The sequence below is a fragment of the Amycolatopsis sp. WQ 127309 genome (assembly GCF_023023025.1).
GTDB lineage: Bacteria > Actinomycetota > Actinomycetes > Mycobacteriales > Pseudonocardiaceae > Amycolatopsis.
The window spans coordinates 9,792,225-9,807,836 of sequence record NZ_CP095481.1 but is presented as its reverse complement, the minus strand read 5'-3'; the positions used below and the strand labels follow the sequence as shown (position 1 = coordinate 9,807,836).

General features: G+C 69.6%; 13 protein-coding genes and 1 pseudogene. 5 read left to right on the top strand and 9 right to left on the bottom strand.

The genetic code is table 11. The features are described from left to right. Positions 1-142: 142 nt before the first annotated feature. The 3 genes from MUY22_RS43075 (at position 143) to MUY22_RS43065 (ending at position 3,503) form a co-directional block, all read left to right on the top strand. Positions 143-2,473 (top strand): molybdopterin cofactor-binding domain-containing protein, encoded by a 2,331-nt coding sequence (locus MUY22_RS43075; protein WP_247053246.1) that lies wholly within the window; start codon positions 143-145, stop codon positions 2,471-2,473. A gap of 9 nt (positions 2,474-2,482) precedes the next feature. Continuing rightward, entirely contained in the window at positions 2,483-2,959 is a 477-nt protein-coding gene (locus MUY22_RS43070; protein ID WP_247053244.1) for a (2Fe-2S)-binding protein, read from the top strand. 145 nt (positions 2,960-3,104) lie between these two features. Continuing rightward, positions 3,105-3,503, top strand: coding sequence for a molybdopterin-binding protein (locus MUY22_RS43065; protein WP_247064398.1), 399 nt, complete (start codon positions 3,105-3,107; stop codon positions 3,501-3,503). Positions 3,504-3,596: 93 nt separating this feature from the next. Here MUY22_RS43065 and MUY22_RS43060 read toward each other — a convergent pair whose 3' ends face one another. Together MUY22_RS43060 and MUY22_RS43055 are read right to left on the bottom strand one after the other, a co-directional pair. Then, positions 3,597-6,530: an arabinosyltransferase domain-containing protein gene (locus tag MUY22_RS43060; protein WP_247053242.1), complete on the bottom strand. Its 2,934-nt coding sequence runs from the start codon at positions 6,528-6,530 to the stop codon at positions 3,597-3,599. 154 nt (positions 6,531-6,684) lie between these two features. Then, the gene (locus tag MUY22_RS43055) at positions 6,685-7,314 is read right to left on the bottom strand and encodes a TetR family transcriptional regulator (protein WP_247053240.1); all 630 of its coding nucleotides are present in this window, start codon (positions 7,312-7,314) and stop codon (positions 6,685-6,687) included. A gap of 475 nt (positions 7,315-7,789) precedes the next feature. Between MUY22_RS43055 and MUY22_RS43050 the strand changes: the two genes are divergently transcribed. Continuing rightward, complete coding sequence (locus tag MUY22_RS43050; RefSeq protein ID WP_247053238.1) at positions 7,790-8,377, top strand: TetR/AcrR family transcriptional regulator; 588 nt, start codon at positions 7,790-7,792, stop codon at positions 8,375-8,377. A gap of 310 nt (positions 8,378-8,687) precedes the next feature. On the opposite strand, the gene MUY22_RS43045 is transcribed toward MUY22_RS43050, so the two are convergent. The 7 genes and pseudogenes from MUY22_RS43045 to MUY22_RS43015 form a co-directional block, all read right to left on the bottom strand. Continuing rightward, entirely contained in the window at positions 8,688-8,984 is a 297-nt protein-coding gene (locus tag MUY22_RS43045) for a hypothetical protein (protein ID WP_247053235.1), read from the bottom strand. 242 nt (positions 8,985-9,226) lie between these two features. Continuing rightward, positions 9,227-9,604, bottom strand: coding sequence for a darcynin family protein (locus MUY22_RS43040; protein WP_247053233.1), 378 nt, complete (start codon positions 9,602-9,604; stop codon positions 9,227-9,229). A 213-nt stretch (positions 9,605-9,817) separates the two neighbouring features. Then, positions 9,818-11,308, bottom strand: a complete 1,491-nt coding sequence (locus MUY22_RS43035) for an MFS transporter (RefSeq protein ID WP_247053231.1) — start codon at positions 11,306-11,308, stop codon at positions 9,818-9,820. A 90-nt stretch (positions 11,309-11,398) separates the two neighbouring features. Beyond that, a pseudogene (locus MUY22_RS43030) lies at positions 11,399-11,593 on the bottom strand (SIP domain-containing protein); the annotation flags it as partial. A gap of 280 nt (positions 11,594-11,873) precedes the next feature. Next, positions 11,874-12,767: an SDR family oxidoreductase gene (locus MUY22_RS43025; protein WP_247053229.1), complete on the bottom strand. Its 894-nt coding sequence runs from the start codon at positions 12,765-12,767 to the stop codon at positions 11,874-11,876. 101 nt (positions 12,768-12,868) lie between these two features. After that, on the bottom strand, positions 12,869-13,861 hold the full coding sequence (locus MUY22_RS43020) for a DUF3500 domain-containing protein (protein WP_247053227.1): 993 nt from the start codon (positions 13,859-13,861) through the stop codon (positions 12,869-12,871). A gap of 298 nt (positions 13,862-14,159) precedes the next feature. Next, entirely contained in the window at positions 14,160-14,909 is a 750-nt protein-coding gene (locus MUY22_RS43015) for an SDR family oxidoreductase (protein WP_247053225.1), read from the bottom strand. 88 nt (positions 14,910-14,997) lie between these two features. On the opposite strand from MUY22_RS43015, the gene MUY22_RS43010 reads away from it, so the two are divergent. Further along, on the top strand, positions 14,998-15,603 hold the full coding sequence (locus MUY22_RS43010; RefSeq protein ID WP_247053223.1) for a TetR/AcrR family transcriptional regulator: 606 nt from the start codon (positions 14,998-15,000) through the stop codon (positions 15,601-15,603). The last annotated feature ends 9 nt before the right edge of the window (positions 15,604-15,612 follow it).

Genomic DNA, 15,612 nt, shown 5'->3' with positions numbered 1-15,612 from the left:
TGTGCACCGTGCACAACGACGCTAGGCCAAACGTAGGCAGCCAGGGCATTCTTTCAGCGGCGTGATCTATGCAACACTCCGGCTCGGCGGCGTCCAGCCCCGCACTTCTCCGACACCGTCGTTCGAGAGGAACCAGCCGCTCATGGCCCACCACGTCCCCGCCGAGCAGCCACCCGAACCCGAACCGCGCACCCTCGGTCGCCGCCGCTTTCTCGGCTTCGTGCTCGCCGCGCCGACGCTCGCCGTCGCCGCGCAGATCGGCGTCGCCGAACTCGCGCCGGGCCAGGCCGAAGCGTCGATCCCGTCGCTGCCGCAGCCCGAGGACATCTTCGACCTCGGCGACCTGCAGAACGTCGCCGCCCTCCCGACCTCGGGCCTGATCACCGTCGGTGTCGGCACCGACGGGCGCGCGTCCTTCGCCGTCCCGCGGGCCGAGGTCGGGCAAGGGATGACCACCGCGGTCGCGATGATGATCGCCGAAGAGCTCGACCTGCCACTGGACCAGATCGACGTCACCCTCGCCGACGCGCGGCCCGAGCTGCTGATGAACCAGCTCACCGGCGGCTCCAACTCGATGCGCAGCATCTACACCCCGGTCCGCACGGCCGCGGCGATCGCCCGCCGGCGGCTGCTCGCCGCAGCGGCCGCGCAGTGGGGCGTACCGGTGTCGCAGCTGACCACGGCGGCCGGGACGGTCCGGCACTCCAGCGGCCGCCAGGCGAGCTACGGCTCCCTGTCGAAGGCCGCGGCGTCCGCGACGACGATCAGCGTGGTCGCCACCTTGAAGGCGCGCTCGGAGTTCAAGGTCCTCGGCACACCGCAGAACCGGCTCGACGCCCACGCTTCGGTCACCGGGACCAAGCAGTTCACCCTCGACATCGACGTCCCGAACGCGCTGCCGACCATGGTGGCCCGGCCACCGACGATCAACGGCACGCCGCGGACGATCGCCAACGCCGCGCAGGTCAAGGCGATGCCCGGGATCACCGACGTCGTCGCGATCGCGCACGGCGTCGCGGTGCGCGGCCGGACCTTCGGTCAGTGCATCGACGCGATCCGCGCGCTGAAGGTCACCTGGGGACCCGGCACAGTGGACGGCGAATCCGACGCGACCGTGTTCAAGAAGCTCAAGGCCGCGCAGCTGCCGATGGCCGTGCCCGGCCTGCTCGACCAGTACATCGACGCGGAGTTCACCTTCGCCGCCGCCAGCAACAGCCCGCTCGAGACCGGCGCCGCGATCGCCGACGTCCGGCCGGACCGCGCGGAGATCTGGTCGTGCCTGAAGGTGCCGATCGTCGCGCAGGAGGACATCGCCAAGCAGCTGGGCCTGCCCCAGGACGCGGTCAAGGTGCACGTGACCCAGGGTGGCGGCTCGTTCGGCCGGCACCTGTTCCACGACGCGGCCGCCGAAGCGGCGGAGGCGTCGCAGAAGATGGGCAAGCCGGTCAAGCTGATGTGGTCGCGCACCGACGACTTCCGCCAGGGCCGCATCCACCCGATGTGCGTGACGCGGGTGCGCGCGACGTACCTGCTGGGCAACGTGATCAGCTTCGAGCAGCGGCACACCAGTGTGCAGACCGAGTTCAGCCACGGGCTGGGGGAGATGCTGACGGCGTTCGCGTCCCGGCTGCCGATCGCCGGCAACCTGAGCTTCGCCGAGTCGATCTTCCTGCTGAGCCAGTCCTCGCCCTACAACTTCGGTGTGACCACCCAGCTGCTCAACGAGATCCCGCTGAAGTTCAACACCGGCAGCATGCGCAACATCTACTCGCCCAACGTCGTCACGGCCGAGGAGCTGGTCGTCGACCAGCTGGCGAAGAAGTTCGGCAAGGACCCCGTCGCGTTCCGCCGCGAGTTCCTCAAGGACACCCGGCTGCGCGCGGTCCTGGACAAGGCCGCGCAGGTCGGCAACTGGGGCCGCGCGATGCCGGCCGGCACGGCGCAGGGCATCGCGTTGCACGCCGAGTACCGCGGCGCGATCGCCGTGCTGGTGGAGATCGACTGCCGGCCCGAGACGGTCAACCGCGAGATCCCCGACGCGGTCACCGGGCCGCGGGTGACGAAGGCGCTCGTGGTCGTCGACCCGGGCTTCGCGATCAACCCGCGTGGCCTGGAAGCGCAGATGATCGGCGGCCTCAACGACGGCATCGCGATGTGCCTGACCTCGAGCGTGCACATCAAGGACGGCATCCCGCTGGAAGGCAGCTGGGACAACTACTTCTACACCCGGGAGTGGAACACCCCGCCCGAGACGCAGGTCGTCGTCATGCCGAACACCTCGGCCAATCCGAGCGGCGCCGGTGAGCTCGCGGTGGCGCCGTCGTTCGCCGCGGTGGCGTGCGCCTACGCCCGGGCCGTCGGCAAGATGCCGACCTCGTTCCCGGTCAACCACGGCACGCTCAGCTTCGAGCCGCTGCCGTTGCAGCCGTCCACCCCGCCCTCGCCCACCGACGGTCTCGACCACGCCTTCTAGGAGCCAGCCGTGCCTCAACACACCTTCAAGGTCAACGGCCGGCAGGTCACCGTCGACGCCGACGACGACCTCCGGCTCCTCTGGGTCCTGCGCGACCTGCTCGGGATCACCGGCCCCAAGTACGGTTGCGGCCTCGACGTCTGCAAGGCGTGCACCAGCCACATCAACGGGAAAGCGTTCAACCCCTGCTCGGTGCGGGTCGCCGACATCAAGGACACCGACGAGATCACCACGATCGAAGGACTGCCCGCGACGGTCGGCAAGGACCTGCACCCCATGCAGGAGGCGTGGCTGCAGCTGGACGTCGCCCAGTGCGGGTACTGCCAGCCGGGTCAGATCATGGCCGCCGTGGCGAAGGTCAAGCAGGCGACCGCCGCGGGGCACGCGATCACCGATGCCGACCTCGACGAGATCCGCAACATCTGCCGGTGCGGCACCTACGCCAGGATTCGGGAGGCGATCCAGGCGGGGGCGGAGAACATGTAGCCCGCACTCCCCGGATTCCCGGCCACCGTTCACTCATCGACCAGCTCAAGTGGACGGACGGGAATGCCGACCCGGCCTGCGGTGGATCATGCGGCGACACTGGAATGACCCAGTGTCGCCGGCATTCGGCGCTTATGCTTCCCCGGTGCCGCACTACCGGATTTCCGAGGCCGCGAGGCTGCTGGGCGTCAGCGACGACACGATCCGTCGTCACATCGACGCGGGGAGCCTCACCGCGGTCAAGGACCGGGTCAACCGGTACGTGATCGACGGTGAGGAACTGGCCGAGTTCGCTCGCCGACAGGGTGAATCCGCTCCCGACCCGACCTCCGTCGGGAGTTCCGCCCGCAACCGCCTGGTCGGGCTGGTCACCTCGATCGTCGTCGACAAGGTCATGGCGCAGGTCGAGATCCAGTGCGGCCGGGACCGTGTGGTCTCGCTGATGAGCGCCGAGGCGGTGAAGGAACTCGGTCTCGAGCCCGGTTCCCTGGCTGTCGCGGTGGTCAAAGCGACCACGGTGATCGTCGAAACTCCGAACGCCTGATCGCTGTGAGCCACTTGTCCGGTCGGCCTGCCTGGCGGTGGCCTTCGACGTGGCAGCGCGGTGTCGGTCTTGCAAGCGTCGCCTCCCGGCGGCTCAGAATGTCCGCCAGCCCATCACCGTGTGGCTTTCGCGGCTCAGCCGGTAGGCGGCGTCGGCGTACGGGCGGTCGAGGCGGTACACCGTCCGCATCGGAGTGGCCGGTTCGGTGTCGAGCCGGGTGTACAGCCTGGTGATCGTCGAGACGCGGTTCTGCGCGCCGAGGATCCCGCCGACTTCCGGGCTCCACGAACCGCCCGCGGTGGCGCTGTGCTCGCTGCCGTCCGGGCCGAACCCGAACCCGACGGCGTAGGAGATCGGCGCCACGACGCCGTTCGCGATGACCGGCTGGCCCTGGCAGGGGTAGAGCCAGTTCAGCTGCCAGTCGACGAGCGTGTGCCCGTCGCGCGGGAGGAAGTCGCCGACCGGGACGACGTCGCGCACCGTGGGCATCGCGAACGACAGCCAGTCCCGCGTCACCTTCGCGGTCAGCCGGAAGGCCGTGGTGCCCGCGGGGAGGGCCGTGCCGTCGCTGATCGCCACGTCCCGCCAGGACAGGCTGTCCTCCGGCGCGGCGAAGTCCGAGCGGGCGACCACGCGGTACCCGCCGCCGGACGCGTTCGCGAACTCGGCGGTGAGGGTGTTGCCCGCACCGGTCACGCCGCTCACGGTCGTCATGAGCTGCTTGTCCGCCGACAGGTCGGCGGGCAGCCGCAACCACGGCGTGGTCATGCCGGCCGGGCCGTCGGCCAGGCTGCCGTAGACCTCGGCCGTCGCGGGGCCCGGCTCGGGCGGGCTGCCCGGCGCCCGGACGTCCCGGTCGAAGCCGTCGGTGGCCGGCGCGCCCGCCAGCACCGCGACCGGACGCGCGGAGCCCGGGTCGGCGGCCCGCAGCACCCGCGCCTCCCCGCAGCGGCGGGCGAGCGGGTCCGCGACGGCGTCCGCCCACGGCGACCACGAATCCCGGGTCCGCACCGTGGCGAGCGCGAACCCGCCGACGAGGAAAGCCAGCTCTCCCACCAGGAAGCAGACGGCGATCGCCCGGGCGAGGTGGATCGCGGTGAAGGCGTCCCGGCGGGGGACGAGCGTGACGACGACGGCTCCGGCGAGCACCACGGCCGGCGCCACCGCACCCGGCAGCGGTTCGCCGGCCAGCGGGACGCCGGGCAGCACGTCGTCGGCCCACGTGTTGCGGCCCTGGGCGGCCAGCCAGATCCAGCCGCCCGACCCGGCCAGGAGCAGGGAGCCGACCACGAAGGCCAGCCGGCGGGTGCCGAGGTAGCGCCGGGCCAAGTCCGGCGCCGACAGGGCCAAGTGGCTGAGGAAGATCGTCGCGACGCCGGCGAACGCCCCGAAGTGCCACGGCCACTTCGACGGGGTGCACACCAGCAGCGCGAGCCCCAGCGTGCAGGTCCACCCGGTCAGCCACAGCGGCCGGGGCAACGGCCGTCGCCGCTGCCGGGCGCGGACGCACAGCAGCACGAAGAACGGCACGACCAGCAGGAGCAGCAGCGCCGGCGCGCGCAGCGCGAAGTTGCCGGTGGACTGGTCGCCCAGCAGCAGCCGGTACCGGTCCAGCTCGTCGCCGAGCGGGTCCGGGGGACCGGTGTCGAGGCCGCCGCCGAAGGACGAACTGCCGCGCAGGAAGTCGTTCAGCGAGCCGTCGGCGAACCCCGCGACGGCGGCGATCGCCGCGCACGACACCACGCACAGCACCGCGGCGACCGCGTCCGTCGTCGAACGCGCGGTCCTGCGGACCAGCCGCGCCGCCGATTTCGCCCCGAGCGCCAGGGGGAGCAGCACGAGGACGCCGGCGGTGTGCGCGATGAGCCCGAGGGACGCCGCGCCGACGGCGAGCCCGAGGTACCCGACCCGTTGCCGGCGGCGGGCGAGCAGCACGGCGCAGACGGTGATCGTCAGGCAGGCCGAGACCGAAGCCTCCTGGCGGGTGCCGAGGCCGAACGGCAGCCACCAGGCGAGGAACAGCAGCACCGGGACCAGCAGGCGCTTCCCCACGGCGACCGGGCCGACCGCGCCGCGGACCCCCAGCCACGTGATGATCCCGAACACCAGCGACGGCACCCGCTGGAGCACGGGAGCCGTGCCGAGTTCGGACCACCACGCGTAGAGCTGCAACAGCCACGTGAACGGGACGTAGGAGTTGTTGTGGTACATGTAGTAATTGCCGAAGTAACCCGCGTGTTCCCGGTTGAGCGCCATCGCGTACATCCAGCCGTCGTCGCTCGTCCGCGGCGCGAGGAACAGCCACGCGAGCAGCGTGACGCCGACGACGACGTCCGCGGCGCGGGGGCGGAAGCGCTTCCGCCGGCCGGGCCGCCGGTACAGCACGATCAGGCAGCCCGCGCACACCAGCAGCCCGGCCACCACGGCCGCCAGGAGCACGAGCTTCACCGGCGTCGGCGCGGAGGCGAACCGGTCGTCGACCCGCACGGTGACGTCGAGGTCCCGGCCGGGCAGCGTGGTGATCGCCGTGATCAACGCGTCCACGTCCGGCAGCGCCGACGTGCCCAGCGTCCGCCCGTCCTTGGTGTAGAACAGCTTCTGGCCCTCGGTGCGGATCCGGTACTGGCAGGGTCGCGCCGTGATCGGTTCGCGGAAGACGACGGCCGGGCCGAGGAACGCCGTGAGGGAGCCGTTTTCGGCGGTAACCCGCAGCCCCTCGGCGGCCGTGGGCTGGTCGGGATCGGTGGTGGCGAGCAGGACGTGCGACGCCCGATCGGCGTCGGCGGCGGCCGCTGCGTCCACGGTGGCGCAGGAGAAACCGGCCGTCAGCCCGAGCGGCTTGCCGGCTTCGAGCGCGAGCAGAGTGGACTGCGGCGCGGCGGGATCCACCGGCCAGGACACCGAAGGATCGTCGACCGCGACCGGCGCCAGCGGCAGTGCGAGCGCACACAGGACGGTCAGGATTCCGGCGCCTACGGCCAGCGTTCTCAGCCGGCGCCGCGGTGGCCGGGTGGGCGGCTCCGCCATCGGTGTTGTCGTACGCGGTTCGAGAACTGCGGGCGAGTGAACGATGACGTCTCCTCGGCTGCATCAAGGGATACTCACCCACGATGCAGGCCCGGGGACTGGGAAAACACCAGACAGTCAGGTAGCCGGGCCGGCGCTGATCAGCCAGATGTGTTCACAGGTCGCCGCGGCCGCGTGCAGCCAGCAGAGCGCACGGGCCAGCGCCGGTGCCTGGTCCGGTCCGGTTCCGCAGCTCGCCGATCTCCGGCACGGTCAACGACAGGTCGATCGCCGTGCGCATGACCAGGCCGTGCTCGGTCCACAGTTCGACCGTGCGCCGCACGGCCGCGGCGATGGCCTCGCGCGGCTCACCGCACTCCGCGGCGACCCGCGAGCGTTCCCACAGGTGCCCGACGGTCCGGGCGACGAGCGCCGTGACGACTTCTTGCTTGGAGCCGAAGTAGAAGTACAGCGCGCCGCGGGTGATGCCGGCGCCCTGGGCGGTCGTGCGGGAGAGCGGCTCCCACGCGCGGATCTCCTCGTCCACGGCGGTGCGCGCGGCGGCGACCAAGCGCAGCGCGTCCGAGCCCAGGACGAGGTGGGCCGGTGGCCGGTCGGCCGCCGCGATGCGCACGACGGCGTCACCGGCCTCGGCCGGGTTGCCCAGCTGGTTACCGCCGGCCTTACGCCGCGCTTCGCGGATGGGGGTGAACAGCTCGTCGTAGTCGTCGACGGTCCGCGTGGCGCGGGACATGGACCGGCCGGCCCAGTCGGTGCGGAAGGAGCCGGGCTCGATCGCCGTCACGTGGATCCCAAACTGCGCGACCTTCTTGCGCAGCGCTTCGAGAATGCCCTCCAGGGCGAACCTTGCTGCCGCAGTAGGCGGACATGCCGGGCACGGCCATCAGGTGCCCCCGGCGGCTATGACGCTGCTCGATTCGAGCTGCATTTCGTTGACGAAGCCGGCCGCGCCCTGGGCTCAGGCGACCCGGCGCAGCGGCGACCACGAGGTCACCTAGGCCCTGCGGTCGCTGACCGCGACGGTCAAGGGGTAGCAGGCCTGAGCAAAGGGTGACCAGGTGTCGAAAACGTAGCGAAGGGAGCATGGCGCCATCGGCGAGCGCGACCGGAAATCCGGCGGCCGGCAGGCCCGGCAGACGCTGTGCGCTGCACACCTTCGGCGGAGTCGATCATGGCCAGACCCTCATCGTTATCGATGCAGTATGTCTCGTTATGAGAGCAGTGGATATCGGCCCACCGTGCATCGATACAATGGTGGAATGACCGACGAACCCAGCGCGAGCAAGGCGGGGCGGCCGCGCAGTGAGGCCGCTCGGACAGCGGTGTTGCACGCGGTGGACGACATGCTGGTCGACATCGGCTACGCCGCGATGACGATGAAGGGCATCGCGGAGCGGGCCGGGGTCGGTCGGCAGACAGTGTATCGGTGGTGGTCCAACAAGGCCGAGATCCTGCTCGAAGCCAGCGCCACCGATGCGACCCAGGAGCTCGGCAGCGCTCCGACCGGTGCTCCGGTGACCGACGTCGTCGCGCACCTCAGCGCGCTGACCGCGTTTCTCCTGCACTCCCCGGCGGGCCTCGCCTACCGGGCACTGATAGGAGAATCACAGCACGACTCAACCGTCCGCGACCTCGTCGCCGCAGCCGACCTGCTGAGCCGCCCGACCCAGCTGCTACTGGACCGCCTCCGCCCAGCCGCCCCCGGAATGCCGCCGAGACGCCTCGCCGCGGCTCAGCTCAACGGCCCCGTACTCGGCACTATCCTGGAATGCGGGCGACCGCTGAGCGACAGCGACCTGACCGAACACGCACGCTCACTGCTTTTCAGCTGGCGGGTCGAAAACTGAGCGGTTCGGTCACGCGCCCAACGCAGCGCAATCAGGATGACAACGTGCCCGCGGCAGATCCGGCACCCGCGATCCAGGCGGTGACGGATTCCCCAAGGCGCGTGTTGCCCGGCGGAGTGCCTGCCGGCAGCCACTGCGGCTCGGCTCGGGGCCATGGTGCACGACTGCCGACGGGCTTTCCCGGACCGAACCCGACTTTCGGCCGATGTCTCAAGAGGCCTTGACGGTCCGGGGGACGCATCCGTCGCCCTCTCGCGCCGAGGCCTCGGCCGCGGGTGCAGGTGTCCAGCTCACCCGCTGCAGGCCTCGGTTACGGCATCAGCCATCGGGATGTCAACGCTCCCGTGAAGCTCAGGCTTCCGTTGCGTCCGTCGTCGTTCACGGACGGCGCCGGCCGCACGACGACGCCGCGCACGCCCTGGTCGGCCAAGCCCAGCACAATGGTCAGGGTCCCGATGCGCGACGTGCCCGCCGAGCTTTCGTCCGGCTGGTCGTGCTCGATCGCCGGCCGTCCCGGCCGGATCCCATGCGCCCGGCAGGCAATCACGAACGGCCGGCCGGTGCCGGCGAACTCGCTTCGTTCACCAGTGGTGAGATCAAATCTCATCACTGATGGCAGTACCTCTTCCCGCAATGGACGACCAGCTGAGTCTTTGGGCGCGCGATCCTGGACCGGAGGCCGTGACCCGAGCGGCTTGGTGTGCTGACCATGGTCTGGCTCAGGGCGATCGACGCCGCGGCCGCCGGGATTGATCGGCCGCCGCTGGCCCGCTGCGGTTCGAGTTCCCGGTCCGTTGTGCGCATCGGGCCGCGCGCGGGGGTGGCGGCCGTGTGCGCGGCCCGTGGCGGTCAGGTGTTGATCGAGGTCACCACATCGGTGCTGTAGTGCTTGGCGTAGCCGTTCTCGACGCCGACGAGGATCTCCACGATCTCGAAGTAGTGGTCCCAGAATAACGTTTCTCGCAGCGCTTCGATCACCAGTTGAAAGGCTTCGTGGTCGCGAGCCTCCCAGACCCAGATGTCGGTCACCCGTGCGGTGTAGAACTCTGTGTCGTAGAAGGTCGAACGGACGCCCTTGACCTTCTTGAGCGCGGGCGTGACGTGCTCCTCGAACGCAGCGATCCGGTCGGCGACGGTCAGGTCCAGCCATGCACGGGTGGTTTTCACCAGAATGAAACCGGTGGCGGTGGCCTCGAATCCGTTCTCGGGCTGATTGGTTTTGGCCATGGCTTATCCTCTCTATTTACTACTTCGATTTATACGGTCGGGTTCCGGGGGCGAAATGCCGGCAGCGCACTCCATTATGGACACTCCATGATGGAGCCGCAGGGACCGGTGACGGCGCCGTTTGCCGACCATGTCCACGATGGTGATCCGCTCGTAGCCATCCGGTCGTCAGGCCGGCGATAGCCGGAGTAGTTCGGCGCTTCTCGTCTTCGTTCACTCGACCGAGTGAGGCGAGCGGCGGATGGCGAGCGCAACTACGATCGCCCCGGCGGTCAGTGTGATCGCCGCTCCGACTTGCAAGGCGGTGCTGCCACCGGTGACGAAGGCGTCGGTGATCCGGCTGCGTTGAGCCGGCGCCGCACGCACTGCTTCGATCACTGTGCGGGGCACCGGGGTCATTGCCTGCAACGCACTGGGCAAGTGCCTGGAAAAGACGGCCACGGTGATCGTGCCGACGACCGCGATGCCGAGTGCGCTGCCAAGCTCACGCGTCGCCGACTGCAACCCACCCGCGACCCCGGCCTGTTCCGGTGGTAGTCCGGCGGTCAGCTCCGTGGTCAGCGTCGGCAGCGAGAGCGCGAAGCCGATCCCCAGCACCACGAGCCAGAGCGCGTAGACGACGAAGGACTGCTTGGTGGCGAAGGAAAGCCCGAACAACCCCGCGCTGATGGCGAGGAAGCCGGCCGCGAGGGTGGCCGGGATACCGATCCGGGCGACAATCCGTGGTATGAACCGGGAGCAGACGAGGATCGGGATGGCCAGCGGCAACGTGGCGAACCCGGCGCCCAGCACCGAGAAACCGCGACCGTACTGCAGCAGCGAGGCGTTGAGGTAGAACAGTCCGAAGCTGCCGAACCACGTCACCAGCATGCCGAGACTCGCGCTGGTCAGCAGAGGCGCACGGAACAGGCGCGGATCCAGCAGCGGGTGCTTGACGCGCAGTTCGACCAGGACCCAGGCAACGGCGAGCACGACGGCGAGCCCGAAAACGGTCAGCACAACCGGGTTGAGCCAGCCTTTCTCGGGGGCTTCGATGATACCTGCCAGCAAGGAGACCGAGGCGGCCACCAGCAGCAAGGTGCCCGCCGGGTCGAGGCTGCGGAAGGTGCGCTCGCTCGCCCTCGCAGTCACCGCGATCGCCACGGCGCACACCAGCGCGAGGGGCACCACGCTCCAGAACAGGGTCTGCCAGTCGCCGCTGTCGAGCAGCGCACCACCTGCGGTGTTGCCCAGGATGCCACCCATTCCGGAGATGGCGCCCCAGACCGCCAGCGCACCACGGCGGCGTTCCGGGCGGGTCGCGTGTACCAGCACGCCGACGCAGTTCGGCAGGACCAGCGCGGCGCCGAGCCCGGAAACGACCCGGCCGGAGAGCATGGCCGGGATGCTCGTGGAGAGCGCTGAAACGGCCGCGCCGCCGGCGAACAGCACGAGTCCGCTCATCAGTGCGCCCTTGCGCCCCAGCCGATCACCGATCGCGCCGCCGGGAATCACCAGGCAGGCGAAGATGATGACGTAGGTGTCGACGATCCACAGCAGTTCCGAGGAGTCGGGATGCAGGCTGCTGCCCGCCAGCAACGGCACGGCCAGGTTGATCGCGGCGACGAAGCCGACCACCAGGATCGTGCACAGGCAAACGACTATGAGGACCAGGCTCTCGCGGCGGCGGGTGTCGGCCGCGGGCTCGGTGGTCTGGGCAATCATGCGTGTTCTTCCCTGGTCGAGTGACGGGCGCCGCTACTGGCGCGGCCAAGGCGCCAGCAACCGGACAGTTCGAAGGCATTGCGGTCGTAACTAGGCGACGATGCTGGACTCGGCCGTTGCCCGGACGTAGGTACTGTCACGGGTGACTGGGGTCGCTTCGGTAAGCGCGGGCAGTTCGCGCCGGGCCGCGGCCGGAGCCGGTACGAAGGCGTCGATCCGCGCTTCGCGCGGGGCCTTCTCCAACCACCGTTCCAACGCGGGCAACCTGGTCTCATCGGCCGCGAGCGCGTACCGCCGGTAGCCCGACGGGTATGTGGTGAAGCCGCGCGTGCCTTGGACGCGGAACTGATGCGGACAGTCCGCGTTTGCCCGGTGCGGGCAGTACGGCCTCGCCGTTTTCCTGCGGCACCACCATCTTCACGTGAGTGGCCGTGGTCGTCGGCGCGACAGGGAACCCGGTTTCGGGCTCGTGGACGGCGAACACGAACCGCCGCATGGTCGTCCGTCCAGGTGTCGCCGGCACTTGGCCGGCGCCGGCGACACCGAAGTGGGTACGAATGGCTTGTCAGTCGGTGTAGGCACCGGAGGTGATGTCCTCGACCAGATCGGGACCGGTCGGCTTCCATGACAGCTGCTCCCGAGTGGCGTCGCTGGACGCACTCATCGTCAGGCCGAAGAAGTTCGCGATGAAGCCGAAGTGCTCTCCGGCCTTGTCCGCCTCGATCGAGGTCACCGGCACGTCGAGGGACTTGCCGATCGCCTCGGCGATCTCCTTGGTGGAGATGGCCTGCTCGGCCACCGCGTGCATGCGGGTGCCCGCCGGGGCGTTTTCCAGGCCGAGGCGGATCAGCTGCGCAGCGTCGCCGACGTGCACGGCCGACCACTGAACGCTTCCGTCACCGATGTACCCGGACACGCCGCGCTCCTTGGCGGCTCGAGTGAGGAAGTTGACGAAGCCCCAGTCGCCCTTGCCGTGCACGCTGGGCGCGAAGCGGACCACCACCGTACGAACGCCCCGGGACACCGCATCCAAGGCGAGGTTTTCCGAGCCGCCACGGTCGGAGCCGGGGCCAACTGCGGGGGAGGCGTCGCTTTCCAGTACCGGCCGGCCCTCGGGGAAGCCGGAAAGGCCGTTGGCGATCACGAATGGCTTCGAAGAACCCTCCAGTGCCTCCAGCATCGCCTCGACCGCTGCTCGCTCGGCCCTGTCGGTGCCCTCCGAGTCGGCCCAATCGTGCTTGTTGGCCAGGTGCACGACGCCGTCCGCCGCTGCGGCGGCCGCGCGGAGGGAGTCGAGGTCGTCGAGGTCGCCGCGGTGTACCTGGGCGCCCTTGGCGGTCAGCTTCGCCGCGGACTCCTCCGAGCGGGCGAGCCCGAGCACCTCGTGGCCGGACCGGAGGAGTTCGTCGACCGTGGCGGAGCCGATCCAGCCGGTGGAACCTGTCACGAAGACGCGCATCGCACGTTCTCCTATCTGCCCTGCGGGCTGTTCGTGGACCGAAACCCGCTATTACGAGTCAAGGTGTACTGAAACTGTAGCACGATAACGGTTCAGCGTGTCTAGAAACTCTGGTGTGGGAAGTCACGTCCTCCGTAGTCGGTCAGCCGGTCCCGCCAGACGGAGTGGGGATGCGGTGTCGTGAGCACGATCCCCTCGTGCATGGACAGCTCGATCCAGACTCGCGGGCCGTCAATGCGGGCATAATCGCCTGGGCGTGTGATCTTCGGCTTGCCGGCGAAGGCGAGGTGGGTCTCCTCGATCGCGCCGGCGTAGTCCGCCAGGATCTCCGCGGCGTCCCTGTCGGACGTGTCTCGCACCCACTCGGCCATCGCGGCAATCAGCAGTTTCCGTTGTGCTGCAGACAGATCGGCCCCCGTGATTCCTTTCGAGGTCGTCGGGAACCGGTGGTCGTCGCCCGGGCCGAGCACTACGTCCGGCCAGGAACCGCGCAGCCTTGCCTGCTCGAGCTGTGGCTTGGTCAACGAGTGCAGAAGCTCCGCGATCGCCGTGCACTTGCGGGTCATCGGGGTGTGTCGGCGACCGTCGAACTCGAACGACGGGAACGGCTCGATGCCACGGAAGGACGGGGTCGCACCGACCAGCTTGCCGTGGTGGTAGGAGTTGGAAACGGCCAGGTGGTGGCCGCCGAACTGCAACTGCCAGGCGCCGGCGTTCGAAGGTTTGCCCAGGTACGCGACGAAGAAGTTGCCGCGGCCGTAGTGGTCGCCCGCGCCGATGGCGTGCAGGTAGTCGTCCGCGGCCAGGTGCTGGCTGAGCTGGTCGAAGCCCTGCTCGCGGCCCTTGCCCAGGGCTGCTGCCAGCAGGTCGTCCAGCGCTCGCCATTGGGATTTGTCGAGCTTGCGCGTCGGCAAGCCGATCCGCTTGTGGCGCTTGCCGAGGTAGCCCTGCGGAAAGTTGGACCAGGTGGCCGCGGCGGCCGCGGAGTAGGGCTGCTGCAGCTTGTCGCGCTTGCCTGGCTCGAGGGTGGCTGCGAACGCGTGTGCGAAGCCGGCGACCTCGTTGCCGGGAGGTGGGTAGTTAGAAGACACCATGTCTCGCAATGTACCCTAATACGAGGCACGGTGTCTAGAAAATGGTCCTCCGGCCACCGCCGACGCACTCGCGCACTGCCGTCGGCGGTGACGCGCACGAGGGCGTCGGTGGGCAGCTTGATGGCGGAATCCGGCACGTTGTCGACGCGGACATCGCCCGCGCTGTACATGAGGGTCGCGCGCATTGCTGTGAAGGGGGATCACCCTTGCCGTGCTCGATTCGGGTCGCATGTGGACGGTCAAGGGATGCGGGTGTGCCTCGTCCGACGCGGCAACCCGCGCGGACGAGGCGCCCCGCTCACGCCGCGAGTCCCCCGTCGATGTTGAAGGTCGCGCCCGTGATGTAGCCGGCCTCCGGACCGGCCAGGAAGGCGACCAGTGCGGCGACCTCCTCGGTCGTGCCGTAGCGGCCGAGGGCGCCGCGGGCCTTGAGCAGGTCGGCCAGCTCGCCCTCGTCGGGGTTCATGTCGGTGGTGATCGGGCCCGGCTGGACCACGTTGACGGTGATGCCCCGCGCCCCCAGGTCGCGGGCGGCGCCCTTGGAGTAGGCGGTGACGGCTGCCTTGGTCGCGGAGTACTCGGCGAACCCGGGGAACATGATCGAGCCGGTGGCGGTGGAGGTGGAGATGTTGACGATCCGTCCGTGGTCGGCCATGACGGCCGCGGCGGAGCGGACGGCGTTGCGCACGCCTCGGTAGTTGATGTCGATCTGCCGGTCGGAGGTCTCCAGGTCGAGACCGCCGGGGCCGACCGGGCCGGTGTGGGTGACGCCGGCGCTGTTCACGAGGACGTCGAGCCGGCCCAGTTCGCCGGCGACCTGCCGGACGGCGGCGTCGACCGCGGCCGGGTCGGCCTGGTCCGCCCGCAGGACCAGGGCCTTGCGACCGAGATCGGCGATCTCCTTGGCGACAGTGTTGGCCGCCTCCTCGGCCGCGGTGTAGGTGATGGCGACATCGGCGCCCTCACGGGCGAGGCGGAGTGCGATGGCCGCGCCGATGCCGCGTGATCCGCCGGTGATGAGGGCGACCTTGGTGTCGAACGTTCCCATATGCCTGTCTTCCTGCGTCGAGTTAGTTATGTACCGTGCGGTATTGAATCATCATGACAGGTTTCGTACCGCGAGGTACAGTTGGGGTATGGCCAGGCCTCGTGAGTTCGACATCGACACCGCCCTCGACCGTGCGGTCGACGTGTTCTGGGAACACGGCTACGAGGGCGCGTCGCTGGCGCAGCTGACCGAGGCGATGGGTATCAACAAGCCGTCGATGTACGCCGCCTTCGGCGACAAGCGTCAGCTGTTCGAGAAGGCGGTGCAGCGCTACATCGCCGGCGGCCCGGCGTGGGAGATGGAGGCTTTCGCGCTGCCCACGGCGCGCGAGGCCGTCACGACCTTCCTGCACCGCACCGTCGACGTGGTCGCGAGCGACGACCACCCGCACGGCTGCCTCGTCGTGCAGGGCATCGGCAAGTGCTCGCCGGACAACCGGCCGATGCGCGACTACGTCGCCCAGCAGCGCGCCAACGCCGTCGAGTTCATCCGTGAGCGCTTCGAGCGAGCCGTGGCCGAGGGGGATCCGACGATGAACGCCGACCCGGAGACGCTGGCGCTGTACACGGCCGGCCTCAGTGAGGGAATCGCGGTACGGGCCAACGACGGCATCCCGGCCGAGAAGCTGCACCGCATGGTGGACCTCGCGGTCCGGGGGGTGTTCGCCCAGCCCGTCGCGAACGCCGCGCGGTGACGCCCGCGC